Annotated in this window: 13 protein-coding genes; 5 read left to right on the top strand and 8 right to left on the bottom strand. The window is 62.7% G+C overall.

Annotated features, from left to right (window positions below; all coding sequences use genetic code 11):
* Positions 1-82: 82 nt before the first annotated feature.
* Positions 83-256 carry a hypothetical protein gene (locus tag BGO91_RS10705; protein WP_290472750.1) on the bottom strand — a complete coding sequence of 58 codons (174 nt, stop codon included), beginning with the start codon at positions 254-256 and terminating at the stop codon, positions 83-85.
* Positions 257-550: 294 nt separating this feature from the next.
* Here BGO91_RS10705 and BGO91_RS10700 point away from each other — a divergent pair, with 294 nt between their 5' ends.
* The gene (locus BGO91_RS10700; RefSeq protein WP_290472749.1) at positions 551-853 is read left to right on the top strand and encodes a hypothetical protein; all 303 of its coding nucleotides are present in this window, start codon (positions 551-553) and stop codon (positions 851-853) included.
* Between the two features lie 831 nt (positions 854-1,684).
* On the opposite strand, the gene BGO91_RS10695 is transcribed toward BGO91_RS10700, so the two are convergent.
* The 5 genes from BGO91_RS10695 to BGO91_RS10675 all read right to left on the bottom strand — a co-directional run bounded on the left by BGO91_RS10695 (position 1,685) and on the right by BGO91_RS10675 (position 7,742).
* Entirely contained in the window at positions 1,685-2,677 is a 993-nt protein-coding gene (locus BGO91_RS10695) for a hypothetical protein (protein ID WP_290472748.1), read from the bottom strand.
* The gene (locus tag BGO91_RS10690) at positions 2,646-5,156 is read right to left on the bottom strand and encodes a hypothetical protein (RefSeq protein ID WP_290472747.1); all 2,511 of its coding nucleotides are present in this window, start codon (positions 5,154-5,156) and stop codon (positions 2,646-2,648) included. Before BGO91_RS10690 ends, BGO91_RS10695 begins: the two co-directional genes overlap by 32 nt.
* A 171-nt stretch (positions 5,157-5,327) precedes the next feature.
* A complete protein-coding gene (locus tag BGO91_RS10685) occupies positions 5,328-6,809 on the bottom strand; it encodes a hypothetical protein (RefSeq protein WP_290472746.1) in 1,482 nt (493 codons plus the stop codon).
* A 372-nt stretch (positions 6,810-7,181) separates the two neighbouring features.
* Positions 7,182-7,460, bottom strand: a complete 279-nt coding sequence (locus BGO91_RS10680) for a helix-turn-helix transcriptional regulator (RefSeq protein WP_290472745.1) — start codon at positions 7,458-7,460, stop codon at positions 7,182-7,184.
* Between the two features lie 30 nt (positions 7,461-7,490).
* Positions 7,491-7,742, bottom strand: coding sequence for a hypothetical protein (locus tag BGO91_RS10675; RefSeq protein WP_290472744.1), 252 nt, complete (start codon positions 7,740-7,742; stop codon positions 7,491-7,493).
* An 83-nt stretch (positions 7,743-7,825) separates the two neighbouring features.
* On the opposite strand from BGO91_RS10675, the gene BGO91_RS10670 reads away from it, so the two are divergent.
* From BGO91_RS10670 to BGO91_RS10655, 4 genes are all read left to right on the top strand, one after another.
* Complete coding sequence (locus BGO91_RS10670; protein ID WP_290472743.1) at positions 7,826-8,608, top strand: hypothetical protein; 783 nt, start codon at positions 7,826-7,828, stop codon at positions 8,606-8,608.
* Positions 8,592-9,170 carry a hypothetical protein gene (locus BGO91_RS10665; RefSeq protein WP_290472742.1) on the top strand — a complete coding sequence of 193 codons (579 nt, stop codon included), beginning with the start codon at positions 8,592-8,594 and terminating at the stop codon, positions 9,168-9,170. The genes BGO91_RS10670 and BGO91_RS10665 overlap by 17 nt, the downstream gene beginning before the upstream one ends.
* Positions 9,167-9,688 (top strand): hypothetical protein, encoded by a 522-nt coding sequence (locus BGO91_RS10660; RefSeq protein WP_290472741.1) that lies wholly within the window; start codon positions 9,167-9,169, stop codon positions 9,686-9,688. Before BGO91_RS10665 ends, BGO91_RS10660 begins: the two co-directional genes overlap by 4 nt.
* A 452-nt stretch (positions 9,689-10,140) precedes the next feature.
* Positions 10,141-12,390 carry a hypothetical protein gene (locus BGO91_RS10655; RefSeq protein ID WP_290472740.1) on the top strand — a complete coding sequence of 750 codons (2,250 nt, stop codon included), beginning with the start codon at positions 10,141-10,143 and terminating at the stop codon, positions 12,388-12,390.
* A 22-nt stretch (positions 12,391-12,412) separates the two neighbouring features.
* Here BGO91_RS10655 and BGO91_RS10650 read toward each other — a convergent pair whose 3' ends face one another.
* Positions 12,413-12,757, bottom strand: a complete 345-nt coding sequence (locus BGO91_RS10650; protein WP_290472739.1) for a hypothetical protein — start codon at positions 12,755-12,757, stop codon at positions 12,413-12,415.
* A gap of 642 nt (positions 12,758-13,399) precedes the next feature.
* Positions 13,400-14,800 carry a VaFE repeat-containing surface-anchored protein gene (locus tag BGO91_RS10645; RefSeq protein ID WP_290472738.1) on the bottom strand — a complete coding sequence of 467 codons (1,401 nt, stop codon included), beginning with the start codon at positions 14,798-14,800 and terminating at the stop codon, positions 13,400-13,402.
* Positions 14,801-15,049: the final 249 nt, after the last annotated feature.

The following is a 15,049-nucleotide window of genomic DNA, read 5'->3' as shown; positions in this document are numbered from 1 at the left end:
AGGTCGCCGATTCGTAGCCGGGGAACGTGCACGAGGCGTTCTCCCTGAAATCCTGTTCGGAGTACCGGGAGTAGTCCGCGATTCAGCCGCCGGCCACAAGCTCGGCCGTCGAATGGACGTCGGGCGCAACGCTGTCGACATGGTCGATCGCGAGCCGCACGGAATCCTCGAGATTCTTTTTCGCGAGGTCGCTCGATGAAGGGGTGCAGGCGCACAGGAGGAGGAGGAGTGGGGTCGCCAGCGCAGCCCCGATCACCGGCCTCGCTCGTTTGCTGACCAACCCATCTGTGCGAGCGCCTGCGTGAAGATCGAGACGTCGATCGCATCCATCGCAACCACCCCACCCCGGGTTAGTTGCAATTCGTTTTCGGTCGCCTCTGACCCTTGCATTTACTGGCCTCTATGCCCGCCGTGCTCCCGAGGATTTGTGTGATCCTCCGCCGGCTACCGGAAAATCCTCCGCTAGCCGTCCCACATAGTTGGCCTTGTGGGGCCACAAGACACAGCAAGAACTCCCATGCTTGCTACAACTCAGGACCTATTTGGTTCAATGATCGAGACCGAAATTCTATCCTCGGAAGAGCTGAGAATCCGCGCGGAGCTCTCGGACGCTTCGGCAGGCTGGCCACTGACCGCAACTCAGCTCGACCATGCACATACCGTGCTCAGCAAATATGGGAGCTTGTCGCCCCGGTTGCTGAGGGCCCGTGCTGTGCGCACCGAACTCTACGGTGAGCGGCGAGCGGCCTGGTTCATCCGCATCGCGGACCAACTCGACGCACGAGGCTACGCGTATTTCGGGGATACTCCTCTTCAGGAGTTCTACGCGATCGCCCATGAGCGCTTCGAGTAACTCTTGCCGAGGCTGTCAGCCCCGAACGTCACACTTGCAGAATTGACCGGTGTGTTCCTCTGATCCCTCGCAGCCCAGCTCCGTGTGAAGGTGGTTGAGAACGCGAGGGTAGTCATCGCAGATACATTCGGTCGTTGTAGACATCGACATTGTTGGTTCTTTCATGCGGTGCGAACAGGTTGATTCTTAGGACCACGTTATCGGCCGGCGTGTAGTACACGTAGCCGATACTGCACGAGATGGAGCGCCGGCTGATCTACTGCCCCGCCGAGGCGGGCGAGTTTGCCGCTTGAGGCGTCGATTCAGTCACTCATTCGGCGATTGCGTCACTCTCTGGCACAGCCGTTTTGCCGCCTCGGCAAGGCCCGCACGGGTTTCGCGCCGACTGGTGTCTCATTCTGCCGTCAGCCTCGAACACGATCTATCGATCGGTGTCGCTGGCCAATTGCCTGCGTCCAGCTGCGAGTGTGGCGTGGATCATCGCCGCGGTGATCGGCACGCTTCCTCCTCCACGGCGTTGCACGTTGCTGATGAACGCGCCTTCAGTCTGACCGTCTGCTCGGATTGCTTTGCTTATGGCGCCCGATAATCATCCAACCAACATGCACCTGCCGATTCAGCTTCGTGTCGATGCGAGCCCGAGCGCAAGGCGGGTACCGTACGGCAAGTCGCTCAGCGTCTCGGAAGCGAGCGTCACCCACCCGCGTGAATCGTGAATACTGAGTTGAACCGCGACGTCGAGCGGTCCGTCGCCGTCTTCGCTAATAGGAGTTTGGTCAGAACGCCCCGGTGCAAGGGTCCTCACTACTTGGGTGCATGTCGATAGCTAGTTCAGTCCTGAGATCTCGTGGCTGGCCGCAAGAAGGGATGGGTAAGTTCGCTGATTGGGCGGCTACCGTCGGCAAGAGCTGCTTCCATCTTGGTGATGTCCTCGCTGGTCAGTACCCGGGAAAGCGTCATAGTCACGGAGAACCCGATCGCTTCTCCTGCCCGGTCCAGCGCCCGTTGTAGTGCGGCAATCGCGATGTCTCGCACGGCGACCTGAAACCTAGCTAAGGTCAACGCACGCCACGCTCTTGCAGGGTCGAGGAGCCCTTCTGCATAGAATCCCCGCGCGGTCCACCCGCTGGCCCGCGTACCAGTGAGCACTACTTCGTCGAGCAGTGCGCGATGAGCTTTCACATCGAAGCCGGTGCGTCGCCCGAACGCCCCCGTGACAAAGTCTGTGGACACTAAGGATTCCCGCGACCCTGCACGATTTAGCGCCACGAGTGCATCCGCGTCAGCGCGCAACTGCTTCGGCAGGTCGATCCGCACGATGTCCGCTGAGACGAGCTGAATCTCGCCACCTGGTGCCCCTTGCACTCGCTGCGTGTACCGGTTTCGTCGTTCGGTGATGGTCTCAGCGGGTGGCGCGTGGAGGAGGAACGCGACAGGTTTCTTTTCCATGTCGTCTTCGCGCCAGAAGAACTCGATTTCCAGATAGCTGGGCCCGAACATGAGGTCGACGGTGATGGCTTCAACAAAAGCACGGACGCTGTCTCTCAGCGATCCATACCCTCGGCTGAAGAGCTGCAGACTGTTCTCAACCATTTCGGTGGCTTCCTTGCCATCTGGCTCAAGCAGGACGTCGAATCCATCGTCGAGGCCACGACCAAACGGTAGAGAGTGTCCCACATCTTCGAGGGTGTTGTCGTGTACGCGTTCGTGGGGGTCGTTGGTGGGGTGTGCCCCGAAAGGGTAGTCGATGGACTTGCGACCGCCGATCAGACCTTCGAACGGTTCGGTGGGTCTATTCATCGTGGGCGGCCCCGTCTTCTGCATCGCCGTCAGCGAAGGGGAGGGATCGGAACCTGCTCAGTTGCTGCATGAGTGATTGGATTGGCGCGTCATATTGCGTTCCCGGCGGAAGCCGATCAGCGAGGTAGGCGGCCACGAAAAGGTGATGGAAGTCATCGGTGTGACCGTAAAAGGACGGCATCATCGCGGAGACGATCGGGCTGCGGTGCGGTCGATGCCTGGGCCGCCCGAACGGATACGAGCCCCGGGTACGCGATTCGTGCGCATCGTCGAGACCTCGGTCACTAAGGAGCTCTGCGAATGCGGAGCCGCGCGCGGTCCGGTTCATCCCGCCGGGTCCGCCGAGGAAAATGTCGTCCGTTACCGCGATTGCGGCCATCAACATTCCGGGCGTTCCAGGCGCTGCCGCGATGAGCAGATCCCATTGCGCGAGCACCTGAGCCCAGATGCCTTCGTCGTCGAGCTCTTGCATGAAGAGAGCAAGACCGGCGAGTTCCATCGCACCGACGATCGGTTCGACGATCAACCCCAGGCTCTGTTGGGTGGTTCGGTCTGAGAGGTCCGCCTGGATTCGGTCCTGGAGGTGCCCGACTTCGTCGAAAATGGCTGCGTAGAGCCGTGCCGCTGTAGTTCTGTCCCCGTTCAAGATTGCGTCGAACGCACCTTGCCGCACGAACTGGTACGCCTGCCCGTAGAGGTCGGGGGCGTCGGATTCGAACCTGTCTGAACGCAGTTCCGGCAGCAGTTCACCCAGGCTGACCGTCGTTGCAGTCCTCTTCTCCTCGGCGCGTGATTCGACGGAGCTTGTATCTGGCCACAGTTCGTTCTCGGTGTTCGGATTGCGATGCGACGCGAGCTTCGCCTGGGCTTCAGTGATCGCCGGCGTGTGCACTTCGACTTTGTGGAACAGTTCCAGCGCTGCGATCGCCGTTACGGCGGCAAGGTCCGGCCTCCTTGCCGTCCGAAATGCTGCAACCTGCTCGGTTGTCCGCGCGTCGATCGCGCCAACTATGGATTTGTGGGTGGTCAGGAACTCGTCCGAAAGCGTGCGGGCGAGATAGTGGTTCGCCCACCATGCCGGGGTGACTCGGCGGCCCTCCGTCCGACGTTCGAGGGTGATCGCCGCCGCAAACGTTTCGGCGATCCTCCGGGTCTTAGTTGGCAGCTGTTCCGCCTGGTCCGCACCTTCGCCGGTGATCGCCGCGTCGAACTGCGCGTCAAGGTCCCGCCTCAACAGGTCATCCGCTGCTTCACGAAACCCGAGCCACATCCGGGTCAGTGGGATGACCAAGCTCTCAGCGGCTGACTGCTGCGCGAGGCGTTGCGTATTGCGAAGGTCTTCTGGACCGTCAACGAGGGGCTCGTCCGCGATTCGGCGGATCGCGTCGCCCCATGCCTCTTCCATCATGAGCGCCTCCCGCACTTGTAGGCGGCGTACGAGGAGGGAGCTGACGTTGGACGCCGTCTCAGCAAGGGCCAACAAATCGGTTCCCCCGCGCGCACGCATCGACGCAGGCAACGCGACTCTCAGAATGCCGGCGACGTTTCGTTCGAACCAAAACGCGTCGGGCACAGGTTTCGGGGCAACTCCGGAGGCAGTGCTCAACGCGGTGTTCAGCTGAAAGAAGTCGATCGTTAGCCAGTTCTGGTGGTTGGGGGTTTTCGCCCACCATGAACTTTCGGTCGGAATGGCGTCTTTCGACTGCGAGTATCGAGCGACCAAGCGCAAAAGCTGGTAACTGATCGTCAGCGGAGCTCGTGCGTCACCGTAGTTTGCACGTTCGACGATCTCAGCGATCTGCCGGAACATCGCCAAACCGTTGACTGCGTCGACGTGTGCGCGTCGCTGGCGACTCTCGTTTCCTCGAGTCTTACGCCCTGCAGCGTCATGCACCGCACCAGCGATCTGTTTCGGCAGCGAACGACTCAGCATCGTTGGGTCGAAGAAGCCGAAGAGTCGTTGGCCGAGGACGGCCAACCATACGGTTGTGAGAATCGCGACTCCCGCTAGAACCAATATGGTCAGGCCGGCGACAGGGTAGCCGAACGCGCTCAACGCGAGCACGGTGAGACCTCCGGCGACGGCGAGCACGAGAGCGTAAATGTATGTCTCACCGTCACGCTCTCGAACGAATAGGTCCCGCACCTCCCCCGGCACATCTTTGTAGACAGTTGATGCGACGACGCCGACGGTGGCGTAGTAGAGACCGAGGAGCGTTGCCGCCGCAGCCACGCCGGCTCCGACGAACGCTAGGACACCATCTTTCGACGCCGGCCCGAGGAGGGACACGTCGGGCAGGACGTCAGGCAGGATTCCTGATGTTCGAAGGGTGAATGCGACAACTTCAGAGACCACAACCAAGCCGATCGCCACAGAGACGAGCGCCAGACTCTGCCTGGTCAGCCGTCGCGCGGCTGTCGCACGGGCACCCTGAGTCGACATCCATGTGCGCGTCCGGTCGGCGGCGAACGCCAGTTTCAGTGTTCGATTTCGAATCCGCATCCGCCGTCGCCAGAATCGCGGTGTTCCAAGCCGCCGTATCGCTCGCAGCCGAGCCTTCAAAGTAGCCAGTACGTCCCCCAATAGCTGCGGCGTCCAACAGCCGGACCGCCCCCGAACACTCCGACTGCGCGTATTCGGTCAGCCTAGGGTCGGAGGACGCTAGACGCCACCTCAGCAGTGTTCGTCGATTTCCACATAGGTGAGTTCCCGATCGGCGTCGAGAATGCGCGGGTAGCCGTTAGCGGACTTCTTTGCTCTGGTCATTTTCGAACGGTCGACGAGCACACTCGTCTCACCGTCGGTTCCGACGAGCCAGAGCGGTGTCTTCTCGGCGGTCGTCTGCGGGTCGTAGATGCATACAGGCAGCATGTACTCGCTGAGGCCGTCGGTTCCGTATTCGCCTTGTCTCGCCAGCTGCCCGTCGCTGATATTCCGTCCTAGGAAGGCGGCGGCGATGAAAAGGAACATGCCGGTGGCCAACAGTCCGAAGACAAGCCGGGGTCGGAAGAGCGTGGTGAAATTACGCCACCGGTGGAGGGCGAACCACGCGAAGAGTACTGCGAGCACTATGGCCGCGCCGAATGGAATGCCGGTGCCGATGACGACACCCCATGTCGCGGTCCCCACGAGTTGGAAAGCTCCGGCCGCGTTGTAGAACAGCGCAAGTGGGACGTTCAAGACGAGGATGAAGAGAGTGACGCCGATCGCGGTGAGGATGACCGTCGTCGGAACTCGGAACCCCGTCATCCGCATTCGGGCGAACACCGGGGTCCCGATCATCGCTTGGAACAACAACGCGACCACAACACCGACGACGGCTACTGGCGACGCCCACGCGGATCCGACCACGATCCCCAGCTGCGTAGTACCGCATAGCAGGGCGGCTAGACCGAGATATAGGAGAATCACGGCCAGTCGGTTCGAGGCTGGCGGCGTCGAACCCAATTGCCGAACCGTAGCTGCGACGAGGAAGACGACTCCGCCAAGCATCCATGTCAATGACGGAATTGGGAGCACGCTCGAGTCATTTCCTTCTCCGCCGAGAACAAAGCCGCCGACCATCCCGATGACAGCGGAAGCAAGCGCCAACCCAACCGGGATGGCGAAGCTGGCGGTTCTTATCTGTTGCGACCAGGACGTGTACTGCGTCACATGCCAGCTCTCGGATGGCACATCGGCGTCTCGAAGTAGCCGTGACGCCCACCGGACCGCATCAGCTCGATCTCCGAAGTACAGCCTTCCCCCGGCAAGATCTCGAGCCTTTTGCGCGTCGCCTTTCGACGCGTCGGGTTGGGATTGCAGCTGCCAGGCGTCCAGCGTCGCCGGCGCACCGGTCTTGGCGTCGGCTTCGATCGAGCGGATGACGAAGTCGGAGAGGATCGCCTGCGCCTGCGCGGCAAAGGCGTCAGCCACCTCCAGCTGCTCGCCACGCAGCCGGCTCGTCCACGCTTCGATGACGGGCCCGTCGCGTTGCCAGGCTCGACTCTTACGTTCCCAGGCATCCCAGCCTGCTGTCCGGAGTTCGGTGAGTGCTTGGGCGGTGTTACTGTTGGGTGCGAAGCGGATGACGAGCTGTGCCCGTGGCGGTGTCTTCATTGTTGTCTCCCGACCCGAGTCCGTGGCGACGTCGCCATGTTTTTCCTTCGGCGCCATAGAGTTTTCGGCGGGCTCGGCTTCAGTGTTTGAACGCTTGGCCGACGGTTGCTTGGCTGGTGGGAACTTTCACCCAGGCGTCGCCGTCGAACTCTTTGTCGCAAGCTTCGCATTTGTAGCGATCCTGGGGTGTTCCATCTGTTGTGGGTGTGCCACTTCCGAGTCGAATTCGCTCGGCGCTTGTATTGCAGATAGGGCAGATGGAGAGGAGGCCGCGGTCCACGTAGGTTTCGTTGTTGGTGGGTGTGGCCGTCTCGTTTGCGTTGCCCGTCATCGTTTCCCCCGGTGTCGACTTGGATGGGTGCCCCTACGACTATCGGCGGCTGAACTGGCGGCGTTAGATTGCGACCGATCGCCCCATGCTGGGGCGGGTCAGTTGCCGGCGTCTGGCCAAAGGCGGACGCCGAGAGATCGCTCCAGCCGAGAGATGACGATGAGGTCCGGCCAGGACTCGCCGGAGAGGACATATCTGAGCGTGTTGTGGTCGATCCCCGCAGCGCCGGCGGTTGCTCGAACGCTGGCGTCTCCCATCGCTTTTCGCACGTTGAGGACGAACTGGCGCGCGGTCTCATGGATGGGGTCGTCAAGTTTGGTGTTTGGCCACGTCTCGACGGAGCCCGCGTTGGGGTTCGGTCGGGGTGGTCTGGCCATGAGTCGAGCGTACCGGCCAGCGCGATCCCCCTACCTCTCCAATGGCGGTTCGTTTGGGCCTGGCCAGATGTTGCGCCCGTATGCGTTCTGAAACAGGGCGATTTCGTATCCATCGGGGTACTCGCGAAGGGTGAGGATCTCCTGCAGTCGTTCCGGCTCGATCCCCGTCTTTCGGGAAATCTCCTCCCGATCCTCATGGGCGACGAGTAGATGGATATTGATGATGAGTCGGGCAGCGATCAGGTCGTCGTCGCCCCAGATCCTCTCTCCTTCTTCTTCCACGGTCGCCTCCTTCCCTTCACAACCGAATGGTTATATTTTTAACCAGAGTAGCCGTGTAAACGCGATTGGCGGGAGTCTCTCCAATGGCCCAACATCTCAAGCCGCTCCCGGAGTGCGTTGTCGCTTCGATGACGCTCCGCGAGCTCGGCGTCCACATCGACGCCCCCATCGGCTGGGCGCCCGCGTGCCTCGCTCTGGTGACGACTGTCCATGCTGTTCGCCCTGGGGTTCGAATTCACCTGAATGTCGTCGGCACCTCTATCAAGCTCGAAACCGAGGGAGGGATAGTGGTCGTCGGTGACAGCGGCGTGGACCCCCAGATGAGCGCATGGTTCACCGTTGACAGAACGATCGCTCTCACCTGTGAAGCCTGTGGCCGACCGGGGCGACGTCGCACCGAACCGGTCGGAGTCCGATGCGACGCCTGCGCATACCTTGCCACGGCCCCCACCGCGACGGGACTCCCGTTCACCCCAAGACTTCCACTCCTCGACGAAACGATCCAAGCCGCCCAGAGCTTGAGTGCACGGAACACACCCGGCCGATTCGCGGTCATCCCCACAGGCTGGGCACGCCTCGTCAACTCAACGCTGCGCGACATGCCAACACCGGAGCTCGCCGACACCGTCACCTTCACGGTCACGGACGAGACCGTGTCGTTGGCGTTCGATGACGAGGCGTTTCCGCCATCCCCGCAGCTGCTCGCCTTGAACGAACGGTTGGAGGCGAATGCCCGCGTCCATTGCCGGCGGTGTTCGCGTCGGATGATCACAGATCCTGGTGATCCGATTCATTCGACTATCTGTCCCGGATGCCGGTGGGTGGAGTCACGCGGTTGGGAGGTCGTCCATGCGGACACCATCTGAACCGCAACCTCGCCTTCAGCTGACACTCACCGACACCGGCGCGTGGCAAGTCACCGTCGGCGACAACGTCGCCCTGGTGTTCGACTTCCAGGCGGGGACGGTCATGATCCTCGACGACGACCTCACCGACAAGACGTTCCAGAGGAAACGGATCGACACGATCGAGGTCGGCGTTCCCGCAACTGAACCGCCGGCCGAAGAGCCTGACCTGGGTCCACTGCTCACCGAGGAGGAGCTGCTCGACCGTCTCGGTATCGGCCCGGAAACGCTTCGACGGTTCGAGGAGGACCGGGTAGTTCTGCGGATCATCACCGAATCGGCCTACCCGGCGTTCCAAGTGGTCGGGGGAAAGCTGCTCCCCGGGCTACGCAACGTCCTCGGTGAGCTTGCCGACGGGATTGACTTCCCACCGCTGCACTGGCGATGGCTGACCAGGCCCGCGGATTGGGCGGACGGCAAGCCGCCGTGGGAGCTCCTCCGCGACGGTCGTGTCGACGAGGTCATTCAAGCTGCGGGCAGAGCCGCCTGGGTGTGGCGGGATCAGAATCGAGGGTACGCATGAGCGACAAGCCTGATGAAGAGTTCGAAAGGTGGATGCGCGACGTTATCGTTCCAGGCGCCGGCGAACCGGACGGGACGGTAGCGCTATCCGTGCCCGAGGAGGCGCTGCGGCAGGGTGCCGAGGGCCAGACTGCTTCCTCCGAGGACGTCCCGTTCGTTGTGGTGCCGGCCGCGTCGGCACATGTCGCTGACGTACTGCGAGCGACTCAGCCGACGCAGGCGGCGCCCGAGGAATGGCTGGGCGGGGTGTGGGAAGTCGTCACCGAGTCGGGATCACGGTACGCCATCGACACGATCGAGTGGACGCTCACCCGAGTTCGGGGACGGGAGGAACAGAAGGATCCGGAGGTGGCACCGGCGTCGACATTGCGACGCGACGGAGAAACCCTGCGGCTTCTGAGGGTGATTGCGCTGGAGGTGGGGAAACGGGCGGTGTTCGATGTGGAACCGCTGCGGCCGGATGCGGTGTGGACCCGCAGAAGCACGACCTACGTGCTCGAGGTTCAGCGAATTGGCTGACTCGAGCCTGCGCCTCGCAATCGAGGCCTGTAGGCACGCTTCCGGGTTGTCCCCTTCGGATTAGATCTCTTTCCGCAAGGACGGTCGGCATCTCGAGGGCTTAGGTGACCGGCTTAGATTGATGTGTTTGAGAATCTTCACAGGTTACTGCTAGCCTTCGAACGGCGTTGGGGGGCGCAGTTGTCGGGTCTCCTGGCGCATTCATTTGCAGAAGGGGAACCACAATGAAGTTGAGAGCCACATCGAGGGGACGACACAGATTCCGAGCGAGGAATCTGGTCGCGCTCTCCATTGCCACCGCGCTCGTTGGCGCAGCGTTTGCCGCGACCGAGCCGGCGCCGCCGGCAAATGCGGCTGTCACCCAATCTCTGAAAGCCGCAGCGAATGCTCCTCAGCTTTCACGTGACCTAGCCACGCAGACGTACCCGACGGGTACAGCCAAGGCAGTCGTTGTGCCAAATGACGCGAACCTCATTCGTGAAGCCGCTCCGTTCGCGAGCAACCTGAGTGCCGCCCTCTTGGTTGCAGACTCGACCAGCGACGCCGGGAGCACCGCTGGGGCTCTGACGAGCCTCAACACGACCTCGCTCACGCTCTACGGGTCCTTCACTGCCAGCTTCAAAGCAGGTCTTCCGTCCCTGGCCGCGGTGACGCTCGAGGTCGGTGGTGCAACGTCGTTCGCTCGAACTTCCCAGGCGGTTGGGAGCCTTCCTGCCGGGCGGCTTGTCGTTGCCTCGAGCGCCGTGGCCAACTCAGCTGCCATTGGCTCGTCGATGGCGACGCTCGCTGGGTCTGGCTTCGTCGTGCTGGATGGAAGTGAGTCGAGCGCGAGCATTCAGACATTCTTCGCTTCGCGGGGTTCGTTTCTGATTACAGTCATCGGCAGCGAATCGACGTTGCCACTCCATCTACTTCCTCCGCTCAACGAGGAGTTATTCACTATTGTCTCGCCTACGGCGCCGACGAAGACGGCCTTCTCCATTGCGCTCGATTATGTGCGCTCGGGCACAAACGGCACCAAACTGTGGACGACGCCGTCTGATCAGCCCACCGCGCTCCCGCTGGTCGGCCTGGCTGCGAAGCGGGCTGGCGCAGTTTTCGCTCCTGCCGGAACATCTTCTGCGATTGGTACGGACAGTGCCGCAGCGCAGTACGCAAAAGCTTGGGGCCCGGAGCTGACCGAGGTGGTTCTCGCGGGGACCAACGTCACGAGCACACAACTCTCTTCAGTCGCTTCCTCCGCCACGACCGTGACACGGACCGCTACTCCTGATTGGACGGTCACCGACGTCCAGCTCGGGGCATCCAACTACACCTTCACCGTGAGCGCCAAGGCCGGCGCCGCAACCTACAAAGCGCTGACACTGAACGACGAGGTCGTAGCGAGTTCGTCGACCACCTCGATCACCGTACCCGGCCTCCCGGGCACGGTTACCGCAATCGCTGCCTACAATGCGGCCGGTGCACAGATCGACGTTGTACCGACACGCATCAACCAGTATCAGCAGGCCGACGACCGCCCTTCCGCGCTCGTCTCGAGTGTCAGGGACAGCGGTAAGCACCACTTGAACTGGCTCGACGATAGCAGCGTTCCGCGGCTGATCACGCGCTATGTGGTCGACATCTTTGCCGATGACCCCATGAACCCAACGGGAAACCCGTCAACTGCTGAAGTCGTGGCGATTACCTGCGGGAGCGAGTTCACGAGCCCCGCGATGGATAAGACGAAGCAGTGGGTTTACCAGGTCGACATGCTGAGCACCTCCGGCACATCCTGCAACAGTGCGGGATCCGCTCTCACCGCTCCCGTCGGAGCAGGTGCGAACATCCCCATGCTCGAGTGGCCGGCCTGGGCCTCCGCGGCCGCTCGAAAGGCGACCGGGCCCGACGCGCCGCTGGCCCAGCCCGGCTATACGGTTGCTGACTTCGCGCTGAGTCAAGGCGGCCAAGCCACAGCCTCCCTCCGCGAAGCCACCCCTAACACGGATCGGGAACTGCTTACCGAGTCCGCAGAGAGCATCGTTGAGAACGGAGAGGCTGCGTCGTTCGTCGGTGGTCAGGCAGATGCTCAGAACGCAATTACATCGAGGAAGTCCGATGCGTCCACATTCGGAGCGGGCGACGACATGCCCATCATGCGTGTCTTCTACATGCAGTACATTCCAGACCAGTACGTTCTCTTCCCCGACTTTTCCGGGGACCTCGCCAAGCCTGCAATAGCCTTCGGTGGTGACAATCGCGCGTGGTACGAGATCTGGGGCTCCAACCGCTCCTGGAACATGGCGGAAGTTCACTTCGGCACGGGCGCACACATCCTCAATTACCGAGAGATGGGCGCCACACACAAGTACAAGTGCACGCCTTTCCTGACCGGTTGCACGCTTGTCGCGTCAGCCACTGAAGACGTTACAAAGATCAGTGGGGTCACCCAGGCCGGCGCCACCAGAGCAGTCGTCGGGCAGTTCGTCTCCGCCAAGAACCCCCTCGTTAGTATCGCTCCGGCGATCGACGGGACCGCGTACTGGGATCTCAAGCGAGGCGGGTCGTCAGTGAAGGCACTTCACGATCTCATGCCGCGGCACCAGCTTTGGTACGGCAACGCGTGGGCACAAGCATGGCTCGCGTGGCAGAACGACTTCTACGCTCTGCCTTGCCTTTACGGTGTCGCTGGCTGCGTGGCCAACGTGAACGTGCAGTTCTGATTACATGCTGGGGGTGGGTCGTTCACGCAAGAACGTCCACCCCCAGCATCACGAGGGGAGCATTCCCAAACCACAGTGCGGGAAGAGAGAAGGCCGCGACAACCCCGGCGAGTACCAGACCAATCACGGAGTAGCGGCGGGATCGAGTCTTCGACGACGAGCGGGCCAGCGCGATGATAGACACGATGACCGCCGCAATTGCGGCGACCTCGAAGAACAGCCAGAAGATGATGATCACTGGGTAGAACAGCAGCACGCCCGCGAACCCGGCAAAGTAGACCGGCCCCCACATGGTCAGCCAAAGGAATGTCACCCCTGAAACTGCGCTCACTGCAAGCGCAAACCCCACCAACGCAATCAGGCTCACGGGCCCCCTCGGAACACCTTTAGCCGCTTCTATCCCCGCCATACCTCCACCCTACCGAGGCGGTGCGGCAGGCGATCAGTATCCTCTCACCGACCGGCGATATGTCGTTCACGCTTGGCTTGGATCGGGATCTGAGCAAGGACATCGAGTACTCGGGATGGCTGAGAGCTGTCCCGGCGTCGATCGCTTCGATGAATCGAGATTCGGTGTCGCCGTCACGCCATCGGCCCCTCGAGGCGACCGACATCGGAATCGACTCGCACCTCAACGAAGGCGAAGCAGCGGAGTTGGCGTACGTCACGTCTCGGTTGAACGTGTCTCCGTCGCCAATGCGCTTGATTAGCTACTCATCGTTAGATGATCTGGCCGTCTTTTCACGCTCCACCCACGAACGGATCGTCATCACCTTGTTGTTGCTGTGCCGCGTGACGACCTCGAGAGGCCGCGGCTTCGACCAGAGAGGCGTGATCGGAGTCCACCGCCGCTTTCCCTCCCTCGTATGCCATTGCACTGCCGTCCCACCTTCGACGCACGCGCGGACCGCACCGACGAGAAACCGCGGAGGCGGGGAGGCACTTCGCAGCTCTCAGCCCCAAGGAGTCCGGCCGGCCCACGACGTGACGCGGCCGGCCACGTCTCCGATCAGGATTCGTGGCGGGTCCGTTCGCGTCGGGCCAGCACGGTGATGACCAGGCCTGCAAGGACCGCGACGAGGCCGCCGACAGCGATGCCGGTCGGGAGCTCCGATCCGGTCGAGGCCAGCGCGGTGGACCCTTCGGTCGATCCCGAGTTCGACGAGCCGCCCGTCGCCGAGGTGCTCGTGGGCGTCGACGGCGAGGATGTGCCGGGCGAGGATGCGACGGTGATCGTCTGGCCGGCGTCGGTGAGATCCCGGTGCACAGCGGCAGCGGTCGAGCTGCCCGCCTCGAAAAGCGACTCGAAGGCCACGAGCCGCTGACCCGCATATCCGCTCGGGATGTCGAAGCGCACCGTCGCCGTGCCACTGGGACTGGTCGGGGTGAACGTCGTGCTCCCGGTGATTCCGGTAGTCGTGCCGTCCGTCGCGCGAACGAGCTCACCGGTCGCGGTGTACTCGACACCCGGAGTGAGGTTCTCATAGGCGATCGTGTCGACCGCCGTGCCGCCGGTCGCTGGGAGAGTGTGGTCGCCGTCGGCGACGTCGGTCAGCACCGTGCCGATCGCGGGGACGGGAACGGCCGCCCACTCGAATGCGGTCTGCACGTCGGTCATCGAGGTGGATCCCGCGACGAGGACGATCGACTGCGCGTGGTCCGCGGCCGTCGCCGTGCCGCCGGCCATCGTCGGGACAGAGACGATATGCCCGTCGACGGACGAGCCCGAGACCGTGGCATTGATCGTCGCCTTTCCCGCCGCGGTATCGCCGCGCAGGTCGAGGTAGAGCTCCTGACCGTCGGTGACGGCGTTCAGGTCGACCGGATCACCCGCGGCGTCGGTGACCGGGACGGCAGGCGAGACCGAGACCTGCGCGGACGACCGATTGGTTGTGACGATGAAGGGTCCGATCAACTGCCCGGCGAACTGCGCGTCCGCCGACGCCATGATGGCGACGTACGACTTGTCGGGGACGGTGCCGGTGCTTGTGTTCGCGCCGGCCAGAAGGTGCCAGTACGCCGCCTCGGAGTCGGGGGTCTCGAAGCTCCAGGCCGCGTCGAAGGTGAGTTCGGTGTAGCGCCAGATCGCGTACTGCGTCGCCTCAATCGCGTCATTACGCGAGATGCCGGGGACTCCGGCTGCGGCGCCGAAGTCCGCCAGGCTAAGCGCCGGATAGCTGTGGGCGAGGACCCAGTAGACCTTGCTCTGGACGGCCGGGTCGGTAAAGTAATTGGTGCCGAGGAAGCTGCCCGTATCGCCGACGACTCCCTCGAGCCCGGTCTCGGCGTGCACATCGTGTTCGATGCAGTACGCCCACAGATCCGGCTCACCAGGGTTCGCCGGATCAGACGGCACGCTCGCGTAGATCGGGAACACGCCGGTACCGCCGTAGCCCTGACGCGCGCCCACATAGACAGACGAGCCATTGTCGACGGTCGCCGCGACTGCGGAGGCGGACGACACCGCCCCCGCTGTTCCCAGCAGAGCCGTCAGCGCGATGGGCAGCAGGAGTCATGCCAGTTTCCGTGAGTGGTGCACCATCTCGCTGATCCCTCCATCAACCCGTCTCGCCCTATCGGACTCGCCCGATGCTAGCGGCCTGGGTTGCCGCGCTGAATCCCCCGAAAGGGACGCTGTGAGTCCCCCGTTTCCGCGTCA

The organism is Leifsonia sp. 71-9 (assembly GCF_001898805.1).
GTDB lineage: Bacteria > Actinomycetota > Actinomycetes > Actinomycetales > Microbacteriaceae > Leifsonia.
Note: the sequence above shows the minus strand (reverse complement) of the source record. Positions and strands in the feature narration are given on the sequence as shown.